The sequence below is a fragment of the Corynebacterium suranareeae genome, assembly GCF_002355155.1.
GTDB classification, from domain to species: domain Bacteria; phylum Actinomycetota; class Actinomycetes; order Mycobacteriales; family Mycobacteriaceae; genus Corynebacterium; species Corynebacterium suranareeae.
In genome coordinates, this window is record NZ_AP017369.1 from 1232158 (window position 1) to 1250586 (window position 18429).

Here is an 18429-nt window from a genome sequence, read left to right on the forward strand (position 1 = left end):
CAAGGATTGCTAGGATATGTGCCTGTGACCCTTACTCTTGGAATCGTCGGCCTGCCCAACGTTGGCAAGTCCACTCTGTTCAACGCCCTGACCCGCAACGATGTGCTCGCAGCAAACTACCCCTTTGCCACCATCGAGCCAAACGTGGGCCTCGTCGAGCTTCCAGATGCTCGCCTAGAGCGCCTCGCTGAAATCTTTGGCTCCGAGCGCATCCTGCCAGCCACCGTGTCCTTCGTGGATATCGCCGGCATTGTTAAGGGAGCTTCCGAAGGCGAAGGAATGGGTAACGCCTTCCTTGCCAACATCCGCGAAGCAGACGCAATCTGCCAAGTTGTGCGCGCATTCGCTGACGAAAACGTCATCCACGTTGATGGTGAAGTTAACCCAGCAACCGATATCTCCGTGATCAACACCGAGCTGATCCTCGCCGACCTGCAGACCGTGGAAAAAGCACTCCCACGCCTCGAAAAGGATGCACGCAAAGACAAGGGACTTGGCGAAGTTGTAGACGAGACCAAAAAAGCCCTTGCGATCTTGAGTGATGACCGCACCTTGTTCTCTGCAGCAAAAGCTGGCGAAATTGATCTGGCCCTCCTGCGCGATCTCCACTTGATGACCGCGAAGCCTTTCCTCTACGTCTTCAACTCCGACGAAGAAGTGCTTACCGACGACGCCAAGAAGGACGAACTCCGCGCACTCGTCGCGCCAGCAGACTGCGTATTCCTCGATGCACAAACTGAAACTGAGCTTCTTGAACTCGAAGAAGACGAAGCAGCAGAGCTTCTAGAAGCAGTAGGCCAAACCGAACCAGGCCTCCACTCCCTGGCACGTGCTGGCTTTGAAACCCTCGGACTGCAGACCTACCTCACCGCAGGACCAAAAGAATCACGCGCCTGGACGATCCACAAGGGTGATACCGCACCACAAGCAGCAGGTGTTATCCACTCCGATTTCGAGCGTGGCTTCATCAAGGCTGAAATCGTGTCCTTCGACGACCTTGACGCTGCAGGCTCCATGGCAGAAGCCAAAGCACAAGGAAAAGTCCGCCAAGAAGGCAAGGACTACGTGATGGTTGATGGGGACATCGTAGACTTCAAATTCAACGTATAAAGGTATTTTCCTCAAGAAAAAGACGTGATGGCGTGAGGCATCTCGTGTCGCTGGAAGGGTGGACCAGGGACGGTCTAGGCGAACTGTTCGATCGGGTCGACCATTTCGAAGCAAAGAAGCAACCGAGTGTTGAAGGTGCGGCGGCGCTGTTCTTTCCTCCGTCGAGTTTGAGAACGCGCGTTTCGTTCGAGCGCGGTGTCTTCGAGATGGGGCTCCAACCAATCACGTTCCCGCCTGAGACTCTGGACAAGAGCGAAAACTTGGCGGACGTGGCTGGTTACCTGTCTGCCTGGGTGCGACTCATGGTCGTGCGTCATTCAGACATTTCGGTACTGCAGCGCCTTGCTGATGCTGACGTCCTACCGGTAATCAACGCGATGACGGACGTGAACCACCCCTGTGAAGTGCTCTCAGACCTCTACGCGCTGTCACAAGAGGCTGATATTTTCAGTCTGCGGTTCCTGTTCGTGGGAGCCGATGGCAATATTGCTCGTGCATGGCAGGAAGCAGCGAAAGCCTTTGGTCTCAGCATAGTTCAGAGCTGCCCGGCTGAACTGCGAGTTCCTGGAATGCCGTGGCAGGGAAACCTTATGACGGCGATCGCGGATGCAGATGTTGTGATCACCGACGGCCCAGGCCCGCATGCGGAAGCGCTCACTTCGTACCGGGTGACAGCAGCAGTTCTTGAGGCTGCTCCGTCTGGGATCCGTTTTGCCCCGTGCCCGCCCTTCATCCGCGGCCGCGAGGTCTCAACGGATGCGATCGAGCACCCTGCCTTCGTCGGCTACAGCTTCAAGCAGTACCTCAAACCGGTGCAGCAGGCTGTCATGTCGTGGGCATTGGGCGAATAGGAACGAGATTCAGGTGAACTACAGTTACTCTAGCTGTCATAGAGCATGTGCCTGAATGCGTTTCTAAACTAAAAGTCCCTGAATTAATTGGGTGAATATGCGACGTCGACGATGAACATTTCTGACAGAACGGGGAGTAGCAGATGTCAAAGTCAACTGAAATTCCTTCCTTCCGGCCGAGTAGTGAATGGTACGAGAACTGGCCCTTCGGTGTAGACACCTTGGTCCAAGTCGAGGCTCGCATTACTGGTGCCGCAGCGGATCGTGCAGTGAATGCGTTCCTAGAATCGCTCACACATGACACGGACTCCGACTGCGTGGACGGGGTTCGCCTCCATTATTGGGGCGGGTTTACCGTCGAGTCCTCGCCCCTCGCAGATAAGGGCGGATGGCGACTTGTCCTAGCCTCGGCGGGGGAGGACGGCTTTGATTCTGTAGAGAGCGCAGCGAATGATCTCGTCGATAAGCTCCGCGCGACGCCAGGTGAGGTCCGACTGAGTTGGCATGAACTATCTGCGACTCGAGCGCCGGGCGCCGAACCACAGGACGGCTAACTCTGTGTGGATGCCCTGGGCATATCTCGCTCTATGGCCTCCGTGAAGTACCTATGATTAGGTACCCTGGCGGAATTTTGCCTGCTTTTTCTTTAGGAGTTGACCCACGCGACCATAGGTGATGTCGAGCAAGTATGCGATATCTCGATAATTATATCCACTGTCGGATAATTGATGGGCTAATTCAACCACCTTTTGCAGCTGTTCTTTTTCTGCCTTTCGTAGGCGTTGAAGCTCTGCACGCGTGGCCTGAGCTTCCTCTTCGGCATCTCCCACAACGTTTAGGTGAACAACGGCTTCCTCGGGAGCGTTGGTTAGCTCTGGGAAAAGTATTAGTGCATCTCTTATAGCGTCAGCGATTTGGTCTAGCCGACGGGTCTGGGTCATGACCCCTGGGTCTTCTTCGAGCTGGGCAATCCACCAGTTCTCGTCACGTTCTACTTTGGCGGTAAAGGTATTCATTCTTTCATCCCTATCTGTTTATATATTCTTATCGTCTACCCGAATATGGCTATGCGCGTCATCCTCCACGAACCGTCGACACGGGGCTCCCGCCAGGAACTCAGTTGACAGGGTTTGAAGTCTACTGCGCTAGGAGAGTACCCGGACGGCATCGATCCACTGGTAAGTTTGGCTAATGAACCAATGTCAATCCAGGGGATCCGAGCTTTACAGATGCAGTGCTGGCTGATGGGTATGAGTTCCTCTTTCAAGCCGATGAAGAAGGATGGCCCGATGAGGGTGAGTTGGCCGACATTATCGATGATTACCTCTGGGGATTTGGGTCAGTGTGCTTTTATAGAGCAGTAGCAGACGGCGTGGTGCAAGAGATCGTGGCAGGTTTCATTGATTTCTGATATCGCAGCAATCTGTTATTTTCGAGGCAGAACTTGATGTCGGAGGATGGGCAGGCGAATGGTAGCCTTATTTTGTTTGAGTGTCGGGAACTTCCAATATTAGTATTCTGACGCCATGGCTATAAATATCTCAATCAGCCTTGATAATCATTTCGCAGCGTTCCTTGCTGAACAGGTCGCCTTAGGTCGATATCGAACTGAAAGTAACGTTGTTCGCGCCAGTTTACAGTTGTTAGAGCGACGAGAGACCCACATTGCTGCCTTGCGTGACGCGTTGGTCGATGGTGAGGCTAGTGGGGAAGCAGAAGAATTTGATTTTGATTCCTTCATTGCTTCAAAGACCTCGTGATGAATACCTTCTTGCTGCAACAGTGCGGTGAGATCATTCGCCGATCTGCGATTCCACCGAGTTTCGTGGGAAGTAAAATTTAACGTCTAGCGTTAATAATGAAAACTGTTATAGGCTGGGCATGTGATCAGAACCTTCGGCGATAAGAATACTGAGCGGATCTGGCACGAGTATTACGTCAAAGGTATTGATCGCAAAGTTCAACGGGCAACATTGCGAAAGCTTGAGCAGATTCATGCGGCGCAAAATGTCGAAGACCTCAGAATTCCACCTGGGAATCGATTGGAGCGATTAGTCGGTGATCGCCGTGGTCAACATAGTGTTCGTGTGAATGCGCAATGGCGGATTTGTTTTGTTTGGAAAGATGGAGGTGCGGACAATGTCGAACTCGTCGACTATCACTGAGTCGGATCTGATTGAGCCGATCCATCCGGGAGAGGTCCTGTTGGAGGACTTTATCAATGGCTTCGAAATAACCCAGCACAAGCTTGCAGTGTCGATTGGTGTGCCACCACGCCGGATAAATGAAATAGTGCACGGGAAGCGAGGGATTACCGCTGACACCGCGATCCGCCTGGCACGGTATTTTGGAACGTCCGAAGAGTTCTGGATGAACCTGCAATCAAACTATGAGCTGCGTCTCCAGCGACGTACACTCCAAGGTTCTATTACAGCGATTACTCCCTTAGAAGTTGCATGAGCATAGTTGATTTGATCGGTCGTTTCCTTCCGCAATTGATCTGGTAGGAAGGCAAGTCCTGGTTTTGACTCACTGATCTACACTGATGAGATAGTTTCTTCCCTGCGAAATAGGTTAGGGTAAGCTAATAAATATGGGTCGGAAGAAGAATACTCCAACAGACCGCCAATTCATGATGGCAGAGGTCGTCAAGTCTGAGCGCATCAGTCCTAATTTTGTGCGTCTAACATTGACGGGACTCGAAGGGCTTAAGGATTGGGGAGCTGATCATTGGTGTCGTTTGTTTTTCACTAGGCAAGGGCAGGATGTGCTGGCACTTCCGACCCGAACCTCAGAAATTGGTTGGTACCTGCAGTATCTCGCCACGCCCAAATCACGCAGGCCGTGGGTGCGTGCATATACGGTGCGCGAGGCGCGACCCGATGTCGGCGAGGTAGATATTGACTTCGTTATCCACGGCGACCACGACTCAATGGGGCCAGCGGCGAAGTTCGCGCTCGAAGCGAAACCAGGAGACCGGTTAGGATTCCTTGATCAGGGAAGTGCTTTTACACCAGACCACCCACACGATTGGACGCTTCTTGTTGGTGATGAAACAGCTCTTCCAGCAATCGCTGGTATATGTCGCTCGCTTCCGGAAACTGCCGAGGGCATAGCAATTATTGAAATTCCGAGCATCGCAGACCAACAACAATTTGAAGCTCCTGCAGGGATGGAGATTAAGTGGATTGTGCGGGATGAATCTTCACAGGCACACGAAAAGCCGGGCGAATTAGCGCTTCAAGCTCTAATAGAAGCAACACTTCCTGACGGGGAAGTCCATGCTCACACGATTGGTGAGCAATCGCTTGCGACTGGTGCTCGTCGTCATCTCGTTCAAGAGCGTGGCGTTGCAAAGCGCAATGTCGACTTCGTTGGCTATTGGCGTTACGGCCGTGCCCAAACTAGCTAGAAGAGCATTTGTAGTCCTTGTTTACCACTAGATCAGGGAATATTATTGTAACCGACCTGCAGTCAAAGTGGGGGGTGAGTGCCATGCAGCAGATAAGTACACGCAACGTCGACCGGAGCGGTGAGTCGTTGATCGATTGGCTAAGTGTAGAGGATGAGTTCGAAGTAGACTTTGAACCGTCGCACATCGAATTACAGGTACCGGACCTGTGATCCCTTTCGTCGAAGGTTACTTTGTTGCAACGTCTGCACTCTTGATTCATGGTTTGAGGTTAACCATGGACTGCAAAGAGTTACAGAAAACACCAGTATCCCGCGTGAATGAGCTTCCTGGAACAGAATTAACTTACCCGTTCGGGCTGGACTCGGACGCGAGGAAGATTCACGGCAAGATGTTCATGTTCCTAGCCGAATTAAGTGGCGAAGAAATCGTGAAACTCAAAGCCGATCCCCTGGATTCAGAAATACTCCGCAAGACTCATGCCAGTATCACTCCGAGTTGGCACATGAACAAGAAACATTGGATCACCATCCGGGCGGGCGGCAAGGTAGACGCAAAGCTTGTCGATGAACTCGTGACCGATTCCTACCTGCTCGTTGTGGAAAGCCTACCGAAATACAAGCAGCCAATAAACCCTCAAACATTCGCTGCCGGTAGTTGACTTGGTAGCCAATTGCTAAAAATCCCCTGGTAAGAAGTAAATGGATAGACTGGGCACACGTATCAAATTGCAAGGCAATGGAGGCTTGTGATGTCTGACTCGGTTCCACGAGTATTACTTCTTGGTTTTGGCGCGATCGGGCGTCAATTAGTGACACTTTTTGATGCATCGGAGTTCGAAGTCAGTGCATTTGTTCGTGATGTGACCCCTCACCGCGAACGTGGCACGCTGGGGGTATCACTTTATGATGCCAACCTTGAAGAGCTCATCGAGTCCCACGATATCGTGGTTGAATGCGCTGGCGTTTCGGCTGTGAAAGAACATGGACCGGCAGTAATTGCGAGTGGCAAAGATCTGGTGTTGACGTCGGTGGGTGCTCTGGCGGATCCTGATGCGCGCCGGTCACTGTTGGCCGGTCCTGGGAAAGTGCATGTCACCTCCGGTGCTATCGGTGGTTTCGATTTGTGGGCAGCTCTTTCAGAGTCGAAAGCGGTAGACACCGTGAAGATTCGAACCACCAAGAATGCTGAAGCTCTCATTCAAGACTGGATGAATGACAATGAGCGCGCTGAATTGGAAAACGCAACGGAACCTTTTCTTCTCTTCGGTGGACGGCCTAGTGATGCAATCGCAAAATTCCCGGGTAACGTAAATGTTTCTATCGCGCTGGCGTGGGCTACCCGCGGTAGAGGCGCCAGTGACGATGAGCTGCTGAGGCGATCGCTTGAGCGTGTATCGGTGGAACTTGTTGCCTCTCCGAATCTGGCTGATACGCGTCATGACATCGAGGTATCAGGCTCTGCCGGTACTTTCTCTTTGGTTAGCGAATCTGGACCAAATCCCGTGAATCCCAAAACCTCTGCGATTACGGCACTGTCAGTTGCGCACACTTTAAGGCACGCGATTTAAGCGTCGCAGTACCAAGTGCGATAAAAACTTTAGTGAATCTTATTTAAAGGAGTCTGGCTATGAGTTTCAATGTTTATCTTTCTGGGGAAATCCACACCAATTGGCGCGAAGAGATCCAGCGCGGGGTAGAAGCCGCTGGGCTGGATGTCATCTTTACAGCGCCTGTTACCGATCATCCAGCAAGCGATGCCGCTGGCGACCATTTAGGAGAAAATACTGATTCTTTTTGGCGCGATCACCAGTCGGCGAAGATTAATGCCATCCGCACCCGGACGTCGATTGAAAAGGCAGACTTCGTGGTGGTGCGCTTCGGTGATAAATATAAGCAGTGGAACGCAGCTTTCGACGCCGGTTATTGCGCCGCGTTGGGAAAGCCTTATGTGACGCTTCATGATGAAGACTTAGTGCATCCGCTGAAGGAAGTTGATGCTGAAGCGCAAGGTTGGTGCAAGACTACCGATCAGGTCGTCGAGACGCTGAAGTACGTGCTCAAAGCCTAAACGGGGAAGTTTAGGGCAGCACGTAGTCACCCGTGGGACCGGGGTTCATGGCAATTTCCCACCGAAAACCGTCAGGATCGGAGAAATATCCGGAATATCCGCCCCATTCGCGGTGAACGGCTGGAGAGACATCAGCACCGATTGACGCAGCAAGTACTAGAACACCATCGACTTCTTTCTCGGTGGCGCAGTTATGCGCGAGGGTAATCGGTGCGATTCCACGAGCCGGAGGACGGCCAATTTCGGCGGTAAATCCTTCGATGCTCCAAAGCGAAAGCATGAGGTGTTCGCCAGCTGGAAGCATGATGACCTCATCATTTTCGAACATTGGTTTCCACCCAAGCCCATCGACGTAGAATTCCCTGCTTCGTGCAACATCCTCAACGGCAAGGGTGATAAAACTAATGCGTTGTTCCATATTTTTACTTTAAGGCAGCCTGAAGGGAAGCGTCGAAAAGCGCTTTTCGACGCCCAACCCCGCCATCTTCGCTCAGCGCCCAGCACGCTCGGGCGGCAGACAGGTTAGTCTCGGCGCAGCAATGTGCTCTCGACTTAAAATGATTCACATGGATCGAACATTGCGCGGACCTGAGCGCCGGGTTGTTGAAAAAGCACTCGGCTATGTCATACAAAACCACCAACTGCTAGTGTTCACGCATGATGACACCCCAATTACGGTTACAGGCGTTCAGGTTCCAGGAGGAACAATAGAGCCAACTGAATCACCTGAAGATGCTGTTGTCCGTGAAGTTTTTGAAGAAACTGGTGTCGCGGTTCGAATCGTAAACTCTTTGGGCACTGCGTTTTATGATGCTTGGCCGACAAAACCTGAACTTCATAAACGGCACTTCTTTCAATTGGCACCACTGCAACAGGTAGAGATGGACTCTTGGAGTGCAGGCGAAATGGATTGCTCAGATGGAGGCGCTCCGCAACGTTGGACTTGCTATTGGATGCCGATTGAGCACGCACATGTATTATGCGCAGGAATGGGTGCGAAACTGGGAGAACTCGAGCTTTAAACTAGAGACCCCATGCAGAAATAGTGACAAAGAATCACTAGGTAGCCTGTACTCGTTTAGTGAAAGGTGAGGAGGGAGGCGTCGAAAAGCAATTAATTACCGCATGCCCAAGCCTGCCGACTAAGCCATACCCCTGCGAGGCAAGCTTTTCTTTTACGAGATGGAGGCTAGTTTGTATTGCGTGACTGGCAAAGTGGATTTACGCATCCTCGAGCTCAGTTTTGATGAAGGGTTCGTCTTCGTGCGACCAAATGTAGAAGGCATCATCATCGGGAAGCAGAATTATTAAGTCGCCCGTTCCGTCATTTGCAATTGCGATCGCATTTTCGGGGAAATTGTCCCATTCACGTGCAGGTTCGGTCTCGCGGATGATGTCGTTGGCGGTTCGGACAAGCCTTTTTCGATCGCTGTCATCACGAACTGGATGGAGAATCCAGTCGTTGTTTTCATTGTCGATGACTTCGCCACCATTGTTTTGAAGTAGTCGTTCGCGCAAAGTGTCGGGGAGACGCCTGCCAAAGGTTTCCTCAGCTGCCAGGATTTTGTCTTCTGTCACGGGGAAAGCCATGCCATCATAATACGCGCCAAAAGCGTTAAAAGATGTTTGCTTTTCGACGCCACAACCCTTCGGTTCCTTACAATACGAAGGGGGTTAGCAAAATTTTAAGGACAAGGAAGTGATTTAAAGGTGGCGTCGCCGGAGAATATTCTCTTGTACCTTCCCGAAAAGGAAGAACAACAGGTCAGGGAAGTTTTTGCTGCATTGGAAGAACGAGGATTTCCTGTCCAGAATCAAAAGCCACACATCACGATTACTTTTTCTCCGTCGATGCCTAGCGATGTTGTGGAGCGGGCGTCGGAGTTGCTTCCACCTGTGATGCCAGCAAGATTTACTCGTGTTGGAACAGTGGTGTTTGGTACAAAGCGGAAACAAACCGTGGCGTGGCTGCTGGAAACTTCTGAAGAATTAGAGGAAGCAGCAAGAAAAATTAGTGCGCTTAACCCTGATGGTCGTGGGCAGCGGTGGGTTCCGCACCTGACAATGGGGTTGCGGCTACCGCGAGAAATTGTCCCTGATTACATCAGAGCATTAGATGAGGTAACCTCGCCGCACTTCAAAGAGATCACAGCAACGACGGCTGCGTATTGGCGACCTAAGATTCAACACCTCACCGTTTTTAAGGCTTAGAAAAATAGCAGTGTTGGGATGTGAATATCCATTTATGCTGCTGTAGTCGGCTCTGTGGACGCATGGTGGCAACCTCAAGGAGCAATCATGAACGCAGAAAATCACCACAATATTGACGCGGGTAAGGTTTCGCTGGCGCAAGCTTTCACCGTTGAACATCATGAAATTGATGCGGGTATTGAACAATTTCTTGCAGATACCGACCCAGACCCGGTGAATAGCGCCAACCACTACTTGGTGTGATGGAGGCGCTTCGTCGACATATTTACTTGGAAGAAGAAATTGTGTTCCCGCATCTTCAACGAGGCACGTTAATGATGCCGTTGATGGTGATGCGTGAAGAACATGGGCAGTTGTGGCAGCGCATCGATGCCCATGCTGAAAGTGTGCAGAACCAGTCCGGTGAACCCAACAAAGTGGAAGAAATCTGCCCAGAGATTCTTGCACTGCTTGATCGACATAATCAGAAGGAAGAGCCCATCATCTATCCACACATGGATGCGGATCTTTCTTCAGATGATCAGGAAAAGATCCGAGATTTACTAGCAGGCGGTGCGATGCCTTCGGACTGGGTATGTGAAGCGATGCGCTGAAACCTAAAGGCTAATTCGCGATTGATTCTGCAACTGGCTCGGTGGATTCAACAACAGTTGAATTCTCGCTGCTGCGTCCAAACATGAGTCCGCCCAGGGCAATAATTGCTGCTGCGAGCATGGTCAAAGCTAACGGAACGGTGGTGTCTTCACCTGCGATACCAACCAAACCTGCGACAATTCCGGCAAGAAGAAATTGAACAAGGCCCAAAATTGCTGAACCGCTGCCCGTCGCTGTTTGAGGAACCGCAGAAAGTGCAAGAGCAGTAGCATTGCCGAGGACAAGTCCCAAAGGTGCAATAGCGCAGAACAGTGGAACTATTAACCACACAGCTGGCGCGTTGCTAAAGGTGAGGACTGTGATCACGACAATTGCAGTTAAGCTGATCGAAAGCCCGATGAGGGTCAGCGCAAAGGACGTGACGCGGCCGGCCATGCGCGCAGAAATGCCGGTCAGAACCACCATGCCGATGGCGTTGATAGCAAATGCAATGCCGTATCCGACGGTTCCCAAGCCGATGATGTTTTGGTAAACAAATGGGGAGGCGGAAATATAAGACATCATGGTGGCCATGGCGAATGCAAAAGCCACAACGTTGCCGATGTAGCCACGTGAGGCCAGAGCCTTAATCGGATTAGAGGTTGATGTCTGCGCGGATTGGGCACGCTCTGTCTTGGGCAGTGTTTCTCGGATGAACAAAAGAGTAGAAACCACGCTGATAACGCCAATGCATGCGACAATTCCAAGCAGGCCGCGCCAGCCAATGATATCTGCAAGGAAACTGCCTGTTAGAGGTGCAACCACAGGTGCGATGCCGCCGATGAGCATCATGATGCTCAGTGCTTTGGCAGCGGCTGCGCCCTTTTCTTTATCGAGAACCATGGCGCGACCAATGACCATGCCGGCTGCGCCACCCAAACCTTGAGCCAATCGTGCAGCGACGAGGATCTCGATATTTCTGGAGAAGACAGCAACGATGCTCGCTGCTAGGAAGAGCACCAGTCCAAAGTGCAGGGGAATCAAGCGGCCGATGCGGTCGGACAGTGGGCCGAAAACAACTTGACCAACGCCGGCACCGACGAGAAACGCAGTGAGCGAAAGCTGGACGCCAGTTGCCGTGGTGTTGAGCTCTTCGGTCATTGCAGGGAATGCTGGGAGATAAAGGTCAATACTGATAGGAGCCACGGCAGCAAGGATCGCCAGGGCAAAAAGTGCTGACAATCCAAGTGTGTTTGCGTTTCGTGCAGTTTTTTCTCGCACTATAGGTTTGTTATCGGTCAATGGAATCCACCAGTCTAGCTATGAAATCATAAGTATATTTTTGGAACTATACTCACCACTGATAGATATGTGAAGCGAGGAATTAAGACATGACGGAAAACCCTGGCCAGGACGATAGCCCACTGATCGTAGCTATTGATGCCGCACTGCATTTCACACGGAAACTCGGTGGTTTTGAATTTGCGGATTCACAAATTGAGCCACTGAGTCGAATCGAACGCCTTGTTGTAGAGTACGTTCGTCGATTTCCAGGGGCATCCCCGTCAGAACTAGGACGAGAATTAACACTCAAAGGCTCAAACACGAGCGCTGTCATTAGTGGGCTTGTGAAAAAGAACCAGCTGCGCCGCGAATCCGATCCCAATGACGGTCGCGGCACACTCCTTTTCCTCACCGAAGCAGGGGAAGACGCCGTCCAACGAGTGCATCGTGAATGGGAGGCTGTATTCAGTGGGATTCAGGTCAGCGACGATCAACTAAAGCAAGCAGCAGCCACTTTTGAATTGCTGTTTGAAGCGCTTAACCCCGAAAACTAGCTCAAAGCGACTTTCACTGAGAGGGCTTGGAGTCCTTTGAAAAGCGCTTCGCCTTCGATTCCTCTGACGACAGCTTGTTGCGCAGCGCGGCCCAGCGCGTCTGGCGGTCACCACCGATAACGTGGTCGCGCCCATCGAAAAGCGCCTCAACCCCGAGCTTTGCGACGAGTTCCGGATCGTTCTTCCATGAATTGTCGCCAAATTTGGTTTGTTGCATGCCAGCGCGATCGTGAAATTCGGTGGCTGTCGCGCCGGGTAGGAGAGCGGTGACGGAGACGCCATGTTCCCGCATTTCTTCGCGGAGGCCTTGGGCGAAGCTGTACATGAATGATCTGGTTGGGCCATAGATTGATTCGTAAGGCGTGGGAGTCGTCGCGGATAGGGACGTGGTGATCAGAATTCGTCCTGAACGGCGGTTCGCCATGTGCCGGGTGATGTGTTTGGCAAGGATGATTTGAGAAACGACGTTTAATTCCAAAAGGTTGAGCTCATCATCGATATCCGTGTCAATGAATGCGCCGCCTAAGCTGGCGCCCGCATTAAGGGCCGCGACAGCAAGTGGTCGATCGAGTTCTTCGATCCTGCTCCACAGATCATTGACCTGGTTACGGTTGGTGAGGTCAGTGCGAAGTGGAATAACTTGCACTCCAGAAATTCGTTTGGGTAGTTCAAGGATTCTATCACTGACACCAACTCCGATGATGTCGTATCCACGTTGTGCGAGCTGTTGCGCGATGTGGAAGCCAATTCCCGATGAAGCGCCGGTGACAAGTGCGAGTTGATTCATTAATTGATCCTTTCTGGGGAATCTTCCTGCGTGGACTCGGATGGTTTCGGTATTTCTTTAGATGGGTCTCTCGTGTCCGTCTCCTCAGTGGCACGCCAAGCGCCCAGGAGTTTCAACGCCTGCTGAGAGGCCGTATCAGCGGCGGAATAAATGAACAATGTTTGGGTGTCATCGTCTGGAACTGTGAACGCCTCCCAATTAATGGTCACTGGACCGACCACCGGATGCGCGAAGCGTTTAGTTCCAGAAGTCCGACCCTGCGGATGTGGCTGCGCCCACCACGCGGTGAATTCCTTACTGGCCGCGGCAAGTTCACCAACCAGCGAGGCGATCGCAGGATCCTTCGGCCGAGCACTCGCTTCCAATTGCAGGACACCGACCATTTCGGAAGCTATGGTTTCCCAATCTAGATAGAGATCCCGAGCTTTCGGCTCAGTGATGATCCACCGCAGCAAATTGCGATCGTTTGATTCTCTAGCAGGGAAGTCCTCCAACAGCGCCCAAGCAAGTTCGTTTCCTGCCAGCACTTCCATGCGTGGACCCAGCAAAAACGCTGCTTGGTTATCAAAACCGGCAATCATTTTGCGGATGCCGGGTCGGACAGCTACATTTTCAACTTCGAGGCTGTGGCTTGGACCGGATCGTAGGCTTGGCCTCGCCAAGTTGAAAAGATACTGTTTCTCAGCATCATCAAGTCGAAGCGTGCGAGCAATGGCAGCGAGCACAGATTCAGAGGGAGTGACCCGCCGGCCTTGCTCCAGGCGTATATACCAATCGACGCTGACACCTGAAAGTACCGCGACTTCCTCACGCCGGAGTCCCGGAACGCGCCGCGGCCCTGCGTCATTTAATCCCGCGTCTTCAGGTCGAATGGCCGCACGTTTCGCAGTGAGGAATTCGCTTAAAGTCTCTTTCTTTCGAGGCATGATTCTGATTATCCCAGGTAGTTTTTCGACATGGGAGGGACAACTTGTCCTAGGTTAATCGTCACGATCTGGAGTGAAAAAGGTTGAGTTCTCCTTGGATGTTCTTTCGGTGAGTTAGAAGCGTGCACATCGCGCAATATTTCTTCAATTTGTGCAGGTCAAAGCTATTTTGTGCGCTGCCCTTTTCTGCTGAGTCCCTTGATCCGTTGAGTCAATTTGTTGCGGACGCACTGATTCTAAAGGGGGATAATTTATTCCTAGGATAAAACCGTCCCTTGTCCGCTCAGTTCCAACCCAGGAACATGGAGTCGTATCTGAAAAACGACGGCAATGCACCTAGGAACTTAGGAACGGCCGCACAGACCCGACTTGACGGAGATGACGATGACAAACACTGAATTTGAGCAAATTTTTCCAACTGGGGACCCCAACGAGGCTTATGCCGAGTTTTTCATCGGTCAGAGCTATCTAGCTCCTTTGACCGGGGGAAATGTACCAGTTAACAACGTGACATTCGAGCCAGGTTGCCGAAACAACTGGCACATCCACCACGGTGAAGACGGTGCAGGTGAACAGGTTTTGCTGTGCACCGCAGGTTCAGGTTGGTACCAGGCAGAAGGCGAAGAACCCATCAGCATGGTTCCAGGCACTGTCATTAGGATTCCTGCAGGTAAGAAGCACTGGCACGGCGCAAAAGCAGATTCTTGGTTCTCCCACGTTGCATTCATGACTCCTGGTGAAGGTGTGAGCAACGAATGGCTCGAGCCAGTTTCAGACGAAATCTACAACACACTTTAAGAAAGAAAAACATCATATGAGCGTTTTGAACGAAACCTACACACTGTCCAATGATATGGAAATCCCAAAGCTGGGACTTGGCACCTGGTTTATCGATGACAGTCAGGCTGCCCAGGCGGTACGCGCAGCTGTTGTTGCCGGTTACCGAAACATTGACACCGCCCAAGCATATGGAAACGAGCTCGGCGTCGGCATTCACACCGCTGGAGTACCCCGCGAGGAACTCTTTATTTCCACAAAGCTAGCTGCAGAAATCAAAGATTACGATGGAGCAGTCGCCGCAATTGATGAGTCCTTGGACAAGATGGGCTTGGATTACGTCGATCTGATGCTCATTCACTCCCCACAACCATGGAGTGATTTCCGCGGTGGTGATTATTCAGAAGGAAACCGCGAAGCGTGGCGTGCGCTGGAAGACGCCTACAAAGCAGGAAAGATTCGATCCATTGGCGTCTCGAACTTCTTGCAGGCAGACCTTGAGAACATCTTAGATTCCGCGACAGTTACTCCTCACGTTAACCAGCTTCTTGTGCACGTTGGAAACACCCCAAGCGAGCTGATCAGTTTCTGCGAATCCAAGGGCATTATGGTCGAAGCTTATTCACCCATCGCCCACGGGGAGATGCTGAAGAACCAGCAGGCGATTGCTGACAAGTACAACGTGAGCATTCCACAGCTATGCATTCGATACACGATTCAGCTGGGAACCGTGTCTTTGCCTAAGACTGCCAACCCAGATCATATGAGCTCCAATGCTCAGATCGACTTTGAAATTTCCGACGAAGACATGGACGCACTTCGGAAAGTGACCGCCCGCGATTATGGCGAGCACAGTGGTTTCCCTGTGTATTCCGGCAAGTAGAAAGATCTTTATCATGGGACAAAAAGTAACCGCAGGTCGTGACATCCTAGGAGAGTTCGCACCTAAATTCGCCGAACTCAATGATGATGTCCTGTTTGGACAGGTGCGGTCGAGGGAATCAGAGCTTTCCCCACGAGACCGGAGCATCGTGACAGTGACAACCTTGATGGCTAGCGGCGTGCTGGATAGTTCTTTTGAAAGCCACGTCCAGCGAGCCAAAGGCTTGGGCTGCGTTCCGCATCGCGAAGGACATTTACACCAAGTAATAGCGAGGCAGAAAACACATAAAGGGGGCGTCGAAAAGCATGCTTCTCGACGCTCACCTAGAGCTGCAGGACCTAGGCGCTAGGCAGAAACGCTGGCTAGATCTGCTTGGAATTGTGGGGAAGTTGATTCCACTGAAACGATGTTGGAATTGAGGATGCCGTCAATATCATCGGTATCGTCAGCCCGAAGTGCTGCAAAAGTTGCGGTCAGGCTTTCCTGGGCAGGTCCATAGGTGGCAGAAAGCTCGAAGGTCTTGTTTCGTGCTTCTGCATCATTCAAACTACTAACCAAAACTCGGGCGATTTGATCACGGGCAATGACACCATCGGCTGGGCCTCCAGATTGATTGGTGTCTCCTTGAAGCATGACGATCTGACGCTCGTCATCATTGTTGTAATCAAACCAACCAGGGCGAACAATCGTGTAATCATGGCCGCTAGCTCGAACAAGTTGCTCGCCATATCGCTTCCACACGGCATAAGCCACGCCTGGGCGGGTCGTTCCAACGGCGGTCATCAACGCAATTTTCACGTCCTTACCTTTCACGTCCTTCAAAGTGTTGGCAACACCGGTGTAATCAACGTCCCTCACATCGCTTTCACGTGTGGATGTTCCATGAGTGAAAATAATTGCTTGTACTCCTTCTACAGCTTCCTCAATCGAGGAAAGATCTAGAAGATCTCCTATGACAACTTCTGCTTCGGCAGGGAGTACTCGCGCACGAGATTCGCTTCGTACAAACGCCTTTACATGGTATCCCTGGTTAAGTGCTTCTGCGACAACGTGTCGGCCAATGCTTCCTGTTGCTCGTATGACTAAAACAGTTTCACTCATGATGTTCTCCTAGGTTCTTTGGGTTTGGGATGTTCCCTCAATCCTTCTAATCCGTGTTTCAATTGCCCTGGGAGTGGCTGTTTACCCTGGTATTAACAAAACCCCTTAAAGAACCTTTTGGTGCTGTGATCCGAGTACTTTTAAAAGCATGAGTATTAAGTGGGCTCGCTTTGTACCTGGGATTACCGCGATGCGGGGTTATCAACGATCCTGGGTGAAAGGTGATGTCATCGCGGGTATAACCGTGGCTGCATACTTGGTTCCACAAGTCATGGCTTATGCCGTCATTGCGGGGCTGCCAGCTGTCGTTGGTCTGTGGGGAGTTTTGGCTCCCATGGCGCTGTACTTTTTCTTGGGTACGTCTCGAAAACTCTCGATCGGACCGGAGTCAACCACCGCTCTGATGACGGCAGCAGGTGTGGGAGCTTTAGTCGGGGCAGCTGGCGGGCCTGAACGATACGCAGAGGTAGCAGCGCTTTTGGCTATTGCAGTGGGCATCGTGTGCGCTGTTGGTTTTATTGGCCGATTGGGCTTTCTTACCAGGCTATTATCTCGACCGGTGCTTGTTGGATATTTGATCGGTATTGCAGTCTTGATGATCGTCAGTCAGCTGTCCAAAGTCACCCAGGTGGATGTGGAGAGCGGTCAAACGTGGCAGGAAATAATATCGTTTGTAAAGGTAGCTGACCAGGCGCATATTCCCACAGTGATTCTGGCGGTTGTGGTGTTGAGTTTGCTGTATCTGGCAAATTGGTTGACTCCTAAATTTCCCAGCACTCTCATGGTTCTTCTGCTTTCGGCTACCGCGGTGGCGTTTTTTCATCTGGATAGGTTTGGTCTTGAAGTCATTGGTGAGGTGCCCCGTGGCCTTCCTCAACCAAGTATTCCCTCGATTGGCGATCTAGAGATTTGGTCATTGTTGCCCTATGCCGTCGGTATTGCCATCGTTGGTTTTTCAGACAATGTGTTGACTGCTCGTGCATTCGCGTCGGGAAAAGATGAGGTGATTGATTCTAACCAGGAGCTGCTCGCACTGGGAACCGCGAACCTGGCGAATGGATTCTTCCAGGGATTTCCTGTGTCATCGAGTGGCTCCCGAACTGTTCTTGGTGACACGGCAGGTGCTCGCACTCAGGTGCATTCGCTTGTCGTGGTGGCGCTGGTGATCATGGTGCTGTTGTTCGCTGGTCCTGTGCTCGAGTCTTTCCCAGATGCGGCACTTGGCGCCTTAGTTATTTATGCAGCAACGCAGTTGATTGATATCGCAGAGATCAAAAGGATCGCATGTTTCCGCAAGAGCGAGTTGGTCATCACAGCGGCTACTGCTGCATCCGTTGTGGCTTTTGGCGTGCTCGCGGGCATCGGCGTTGCGGTTGCGTTGTCCATCCTGGATCTCATCCGGCGTATTACCCGACCTTATGCCGATGTCCTAGGATATACGCCGGGCATGGCTGGAATGCACAGCTTGGAGGACTATCCTGAATCCACAGCGGTCGAAGGACTCGTGGTGTTTCGGTACGATTCGCCACTGTTTTTCGCCAACGCTGATGATTTTTCCAAACGTGCCATCGAAGCCGTTGATGAAGCAACTCAACCTGTGCATTGGTTCTTGCTGAATGCTGAAGCGAATACAGAAGTAGATCTCACCGCCGTCGATGCCATGGAAGCACTTCGCAAAACCCTGGAGGAACGGGGTATCCGATTTGCGATGGCCCGGGTGAAACAAGACCTACGCCGAAGCCTTGAACCTGCAGGTTTCATCGAATCCGTGGGGGAGGAGTATATTTTCGCTACACTCCCCACAGCGGTCAAAGGTTATTCCGTGGAGTTTCGCGATCGTTTTGGGAACTATCCAGAAGGCGTTCCGAAAGAAATTTTGGAACTTTAATC

The 18429-nt window shown here is 51.7% G+C and carries 27 protein-coding genes; 20 read left to right on the forward strand and 7 right to left on the reverse strand.

What is annotated here, in order from left to right; translation table 11 throughout:
* Nucleotides 1-24: 24 nt before the first annotated feature.
* The 3 genes from ychF to N24_RS05860 all read left to right on the forward strand — a co-directional run bounded on the left by ychF (nt 25) and on the right by N24_RS05860 (nt 2515).
* Nucleotides 25-1110 (forward strand): redox-regulated ATPase YchF, encoded by a 1086-nt coding sequence (ychF, locus tag N24_RS05850; RefSeq protein WP_096459814.1) that lies wholly within the window; start codon nt 25-27, stop codon nt 1108-1110.
* A gap of 44 nt (nt 1111-1154) precedes the next feature.
* Nucleotides 1155-1961: an ornithine carbamoyltransferase gene (locus N24_RS05855; protein ID WP_231910903.1), complete on the forward strand. Its 807-nt coding sequence runs from the start codon at nt 1155-1157 to the stop codon at nt 1959-1961.
* A 143-nt stretch (nt 1962-2104) separates the two neighbouring features.
* Complete coding sequence (locus N24_RS05860) at nt 2105-2515, forward strand: hypothetical protein (RefSeq protein ID WP_096455161.1); 411 nt, start codon at nt 2105-2107, stop codon at nt 2513-2515.
* Between the two features lie 57 nt (nt 2516-2572).
* Here N24_RS05860 and N24_RS05865 read toward each other — a convergent pair whose 3' ends face one another.
* Entirely contained in the window at nt 2573-2977 is a 405-nt protein-coding gene (locus N24_RS05865; protein ID WP_096455163.1) for a hypothetical protein, read from the reverse strand.
* A gap of 218 nt (nt 2978-3195) precedes the next feature.
* Here N24_RS05865 and N24_RS16240 point away from each other — a divergent pair, with 218 nt between their 5' ends.
* The 8 genes from N24_RS16240 (at nt 3196) to N24_RS05900 (ending at nt 7443) form a co-directional block, all read left to right on the forward strand.
* The gene (locus N24_RS16240) at nt 3196-3372 is read left to right on the forward strand and encodes a hypothetical protein (RefSeq protein WP_157736405.1); all 177 of its coding nucleotides are present in this window, start codon (nt 3196-3198) and stop codon (nt 3370-3372) included.
* Between the two features lie 115 nt (nt 3373-3487).
* A complete protein-coding gene (locus N24_RS05870) occupies nt 3488-3721 on the forward strand; it encodes a type II toxin-antitoxin system ParD family antitoxin (RefSeq protein ID WP_096455165.1) in 234 nt (77 codons plus the stop codon).
* A 123-nt stretch (nt 3722-3844) separates the two neighbouring features.
* Nucleotides 3845-4126, forward strand: coding sequence for a type II toxin-antitoxin system RelE/ParE family toxin (locus tag N24_RS05875; RefSeq protein ID WP_096455167.1), 282 nt, complete (start codon nt 3845-3847; stop codon nt 4124-4126).
* On the forward strand, nt 4101-4421 hold the full coding sequence (locus tag N24_RS05880) for a HigA family addiction module antitoxin (protein ID WP_096455169.1): 321 nt from the start codon (nt 4101-4103) through the stop codon (nt 4419-4421). The genes N24_RS05875 and N24_RS05880 overlap by 26 nt, the downstream gene beginning before the upstream one ends.
* Nucleotides 4422-4554: 133 nt before the next feature.
* The gene (locus N24_RS05885; protein WP_197702379.1) at nt 4555-5373 is read left to right on the forward strand and encodes a siderophore-interacting protein; all 819 of its coding nucleotides are present in this window, start codon (nt 4555-4557) and stop codon (nt 5371-5373) included.
* 208 nt (nt 5374-5581) lie between these two features.
* Nucleotides 5582-6034 carry an MmcQ/YjbR family DNA-binding protein gene (locus N24_RS05890; protein ID WP_231910905.1) on the forward strand — a complete coding sequence of 151 codons (453 nt, stop codon included), beginning with the start codon at nt 5582-5584 and terminating at the stop codon, nt 6032-6034.
* A 90-nt stretch (nt 6035-6124) separates the two neighbouring features.
* Complete coding sequence (locus tag N24_RS05895; protein WP_096455171.1) at nt 6125-6943, forward strand: aspartate dehydrogenase domain-containing protein; 819 nt, start codon at nt 6125-6127, stop codon at nt 6941-6943.
* Between the two features lie 59 nt (nt 6944-7002).
* Nucleotides 7003-7443, forward strand: a complete 441-nt coding sequence (locus tag N24_RS05900) for a YtoQ family protein (RefSeq protein WP_096455173.1) — start codon at nt 7003-7005, stop codon at nt 7441-7443.
* A gap of 10 nt (nt 7444-7453) precedes the next feature.
* On the opposite strand, the gene N24_RS05905 is transcribed toward N24_RS05900, so the two are convergent.
* On the reverse strand, nt 7454-7861 hold the full coding sequence (locus N24_RS05905) for a VOC family protein (protein ID WP_157736406.1): 408 nt from the start codon (nt 7859-7861) through the stop codon (nt 7454-7456).
* A 148-nt stretch (nt 7862-8009) separates the two neighbouring features.
* On the opposite strand from N24_RS05905, the gene N24_RS05910 reads away from it, so the two are divergent.
* Nucleotides 8010-8465, forward strand: a complete 456-nt coding sequence (locus N24_RS05910; RefSeq protein ID WP_096459825.1) for an NUDIX hydrolase — start codon at nt 8010-8012, stop codon at nt 8463-8465.
* Between the two features lie 199 nt (nt 8466-8664).
* Here the strand turns inward: N24_RS05910 and N24_RS05915 are convergent, their stop codons facing one another.
* Nucleotides 8665-9033 carry an SMI1/KNR4 family protein gene (locus N24_RS05915; protein WP_096455175.1) on the reverse strand — a complete coding sequence of 123 codons (369 nt, stop codon included), beginning with the start codon at nt 9031-9033 and terminating at the stop codon, nt 8665-8667.
* 120 nt (nt 9034-9153) lie between these two features.
* Between N24_RS05915 and N24_RS05920 the strand changes: the two genes are divergently transcribed.
* From N24_RS05920 to N24_RS05925, 3 genes are all read left to right on the forward strand, one after another.
* Nucleotides 9154-9654 (forward strand): 2'-5' RNA ligase family protein, encoded by a 501-nt coding sequence (locus tag N24_RS05920; protein ID WP_096455177.1) that lies wholly within the window; start codon nt 9154-9156, stop codon nt 9652-9654.
* 87 nt (nt 9655-9741) lie between these two features.
* Nucleotides 9742-9897, forward strand: coding sequence for a hypothetical protein (locus N24_RS16555; RefSeq protein ID WP_231910907.1), 156 nt, complete (start codon nt 9742-9744; stop codon nt 9895-9897).
* The gene (locus tag N24_RS05925) at nt 9897-10247 is read left to right on the forward strand and encodes a hemerythrin domain-containing protein (protein WP_231910908.1); all 351 of its coding nucleotides are present in this window, start codon (nt 9897-9899) and stop codon (nt 10245-10247) included. The genes N24_RS16555 and N24_RS05925 overlap by 1 nt, the downstream gene beginning before the upstream one ends.
* 10 nt (nt 10248-10257) lie before the next feature.
* On the opposite strand, the gene N24_RS05930 is transcribed toward N24_RS05925, so the two are convergent.
* Nucleotides 10258-11529, reverse strand: a complete 1272-nt coding sequence (locus N24_RS05930; RefSeq protein ID WP_408607588.1) for a multidrug effflux MFS transporter — start codon at nt 11527-11529, stop codon at nt 10258-10260.
* Nucleotides 11530-11618: 89 nt separating this feature from the next.
* Between N24_RS05930 and N24_RS05935 the strand changes: the two genes are divergently transcribed.
* Nucleotides 11619-12065 carry a MarR family winged helix-turn-helix transcriptional regulator gene (locus N24_RS05935; RefSeq protein WP_096455181.1) on the forward strand — a complete coding sequence of 149 codons (447 nt, stop codon included), beginning with the start codon at nt 11619-11621 and terminating at the stop codon, nt 12063-12065.
* Nucleotides 12066-12078: 13 nt separating this feature from the next.
* On the opposite strand, the gene N24_RS05940 is transcribed toward N24_RS05935, so the two are convergent.
* Both N24_RS05940 and N24_RS05945 read right to left on the reverse strand, forming a co-directional pair.
* Nucleotides 12079-12852: an SDR family NAD(P)-dependent oxidoreductase gene (locus tag N24_RS05940; RefSeq protein WP_096455183.1), complete on the reverse strand. Its 774-nt coding sequence runs from the start codon at nt 12850-12852 to the stop codon at nt 12079-12081.
* On the reverse strand, nt 12852-13778 hold the full coding sequence (locus N24_RS05945) for a helix-turn-helix transcriptional regulator (protein ID WP_096455185.1): 927 nt from the start codon (nt 13776-13778) through the stop codon (nt 12852-12854). The genes N24_RS05940 and N24_RS05945 overlap by 1 nt, the downstream gene beginning before the upstream one ends.
* 384 nt (nt 13779-14162) lie before the next feature.
* On the opposite strand from N24_RS05945, the gene N24_RS05950 reads away from it, so the two are divergent.
* Genes N24_RS05950 through N24_RS05960 form a run of 3 tightly spaced genes read left to right on the forward strand, consistent with a single transcriptional unit; the run spans nt 14163 to nt 15787 of the window.
* On the forward strand, nt 14163-14576 hold the full coding sequence (locus N24_RS05950; protein WP_096455187.1) for a cupin domain-containing protein: 414 nt from the start codon (nt 14163-14165) through the stop codon (nt 14574-14576).
* Between the two features lie 16 nt (nt 14577-14592).
* Nucleotides 14593-15438 (forward strand): aldo/keto reductase, encoded by an 846-nt coding sequence (locus N24_RS05955; RefSeq protein ID WP_167382042.1) that lies wholly within the window; start codon nt 14593-14595, stop codon nt 15436-15438.
* 13 nt (nt 15439-15451) lie between these two features.
* Nucleotides 15452-15787 (forward strand): carboxymuconolactone decarboxylase family protein, encoded by a 336-nt coding sequence (locus tag N24_RS05960; protein WP_231910912.1) that lies wholly within the window; start codon nt 15452-15454, stop codon nt 15785-15787.
* Here N24_RS05960 and N24_RS05965 read toward each other — a convergent pair.
* Nucleotides 15784-16539 carry an SDR family oxidoreductase gene (locus N24_RS05965; protein WP_167382043.1) on the reverse strand — a complete coding sequence of 252 codons (756 nt, stop codon included), beginning with the start codon at nt 16537-16539 and terminating at the stop codon, nt 15784-15786. The genes N24_RS05960 and N24_RS05965 overlap by 4 nt on opposite strands.
* Before the next feature lie 148 nt (nt 16540-16687).
* Here N24_RS05965 and N24_RS05970 point away from each other — a divergent pair, with 148 nt between their 5' ends.
* Nucleotides 16688-18427 carry a SulP family inorganic anion transporter gene (locus tag N24_RS05970; protein WP_096455189.1) on the forward strand — a complete coding sequence of 580 codons (1740 nt, stop codon included), beginning with the start codon at nt 16688-16690 and terminating at the stop codon, nt 18425-18427.
* Nucleotides 18428-18429 lie beyond the last annotated feature (2 nt).

Excerpts from the sequence above, each read along its gene's own strand:
- N24_RS05860 (WP_096455161.1), top strand. The coding sequence starts at position 2,105 with ATGTCAAAGTCAACTGAAATTCCTTCCTTCCGGCCGAGTAGTGAATGG.
- N24_RS05965 (WP_167382043.1), bottom strand. The coding sequence starts at position 16,539 with ATGAGTGAAACTGTTTTAGTCATACGAGCAACAGGAAGCATTGGCCGA.
- N24_RS05885 (WP_197702379.1), top strand. The coding sequence starts at position 4,555 with ATGGGTCGGAAGAAGAATACTCCAACAGACCGCCAATTCATGATGGCA.
- N24_RS05925 (WP_231910908.1), top strand. The coding sequence starts at position 9,897 with ATGGAGGCGCTTCGTCGACATATTTACTTGGAAGAAGAAATTGTGTTC.
- N24_RS05945 (WP_096455185.1), bottom strand. The coding sequence starts at position 13,778 with ATGCCTCGAAAGAAAGAGACTTTAAGCGAATTCCTCACTGCGAAACGT.
- N24_RS05935 (WP_096455181.1), top strand. The coding sequence starts at position 11,619 with ATGACGGAAAACCCTGGCCAGGACGATAGCCCACTGATCGTAGCTATT.
- N24_RS05955 (WP_167382042.1), top strand. The coding sequence starts at position 14,593 with ATGAGCGTTTTGAACGAAACCTACACACTGTCCAATGATATGGAAATC.
- N24_RS05970 (WP_096455189.1), top strand. The coding sequence starts at position 16,688 with ATGAGTATTAAGTGGGCTCGCTTTGTACCTGGGATTACCGCGATGCGG.
- N24_RS05960 (WP_231910912.1), top strand. The coding sequence starts at position 15,452 with ATGGGACAAAAAGTAACCGCAGGTCGTGACATCCTAGGAGAGTTCGCA.
- N24_RS05915 (WP_096455175.1), bottom strand. The coding sequence starts at position 9,033 with ATGGCTTTCCCCGTGACAGAAGACAAAATCCTGGCAGCTGAGGAAACC.
- N24_RS05895 (WP_096455171.1), top strand. The coding sequence starts at position 6,125 with ATGTCTGACTCGGTTCCACGAGTATTACTTCTTGGTTTTGGCGCGATC.
- N24_RS05950 (WP_096455187.1), top strand. The coding sequence starts at position 14,163 with ATGACAAACACTGAATTTGAGCAAATTTTTCCAACTGGGGACCCCAAC.
- N24_RS05900 (WP_096455173.1), top strand. The coding sequence starts at position 7,003 with ATGAGTTTCAATGTTTATCTTTCTGGGGAAATCCACACCAATTGGCGC.
- N24_RS05905 (WP_157736406.1), bottom strand. The coding sequence starts at position 7,861 with ATGGAACAACGCATTAGTTTTATCACCCTTGCCGTTGAGGATGTTGCA.
- N24_RS05880 (WP_096455169.1), top strand. The coding sequence starts at position 4,101 with ATGTCGAACTCGTCGACTATCACTGAGTCGGATCTGATTGAGCCGATC.
- N24_RS05940 (WP_096455183.1), bottom strand. The coding sequence starts at position 12,852 with ATGAATCAACTCGCACTTGTCACCGGCGCTTCATCGGGAATTGGCTTC.
- N24_RS05870 (WP_096455165.1), top strand. The coding sequence starts at position 3,488 with ATGGCTATAAATATCTCAATCAGCCTTGATAATCATTTCGCAGCGTTC.
- N24_RS05910 (WP_096459825.1), top strand. The coding sequence starts at position 8,010 with ATGGATCGAACATTGCGCGGACCTGAGCGCCGGGTTGTTGAAAAAGCA.
- N24_RS05865 (WP_096455163.1), bottom strand. The coding sequence starts at position 2,977 with ATGAATACCTTTACCGCCAAAGTAGAACGTGACGAGAACTGGTGGATT.
- N24_RS16555 (WP_231910907.1), top strand. The coding sequence starts at position 9,742 with ATGAACGCAGAAAATCACCACAATATTGACGCGGGTAAGGTTTCGCTG.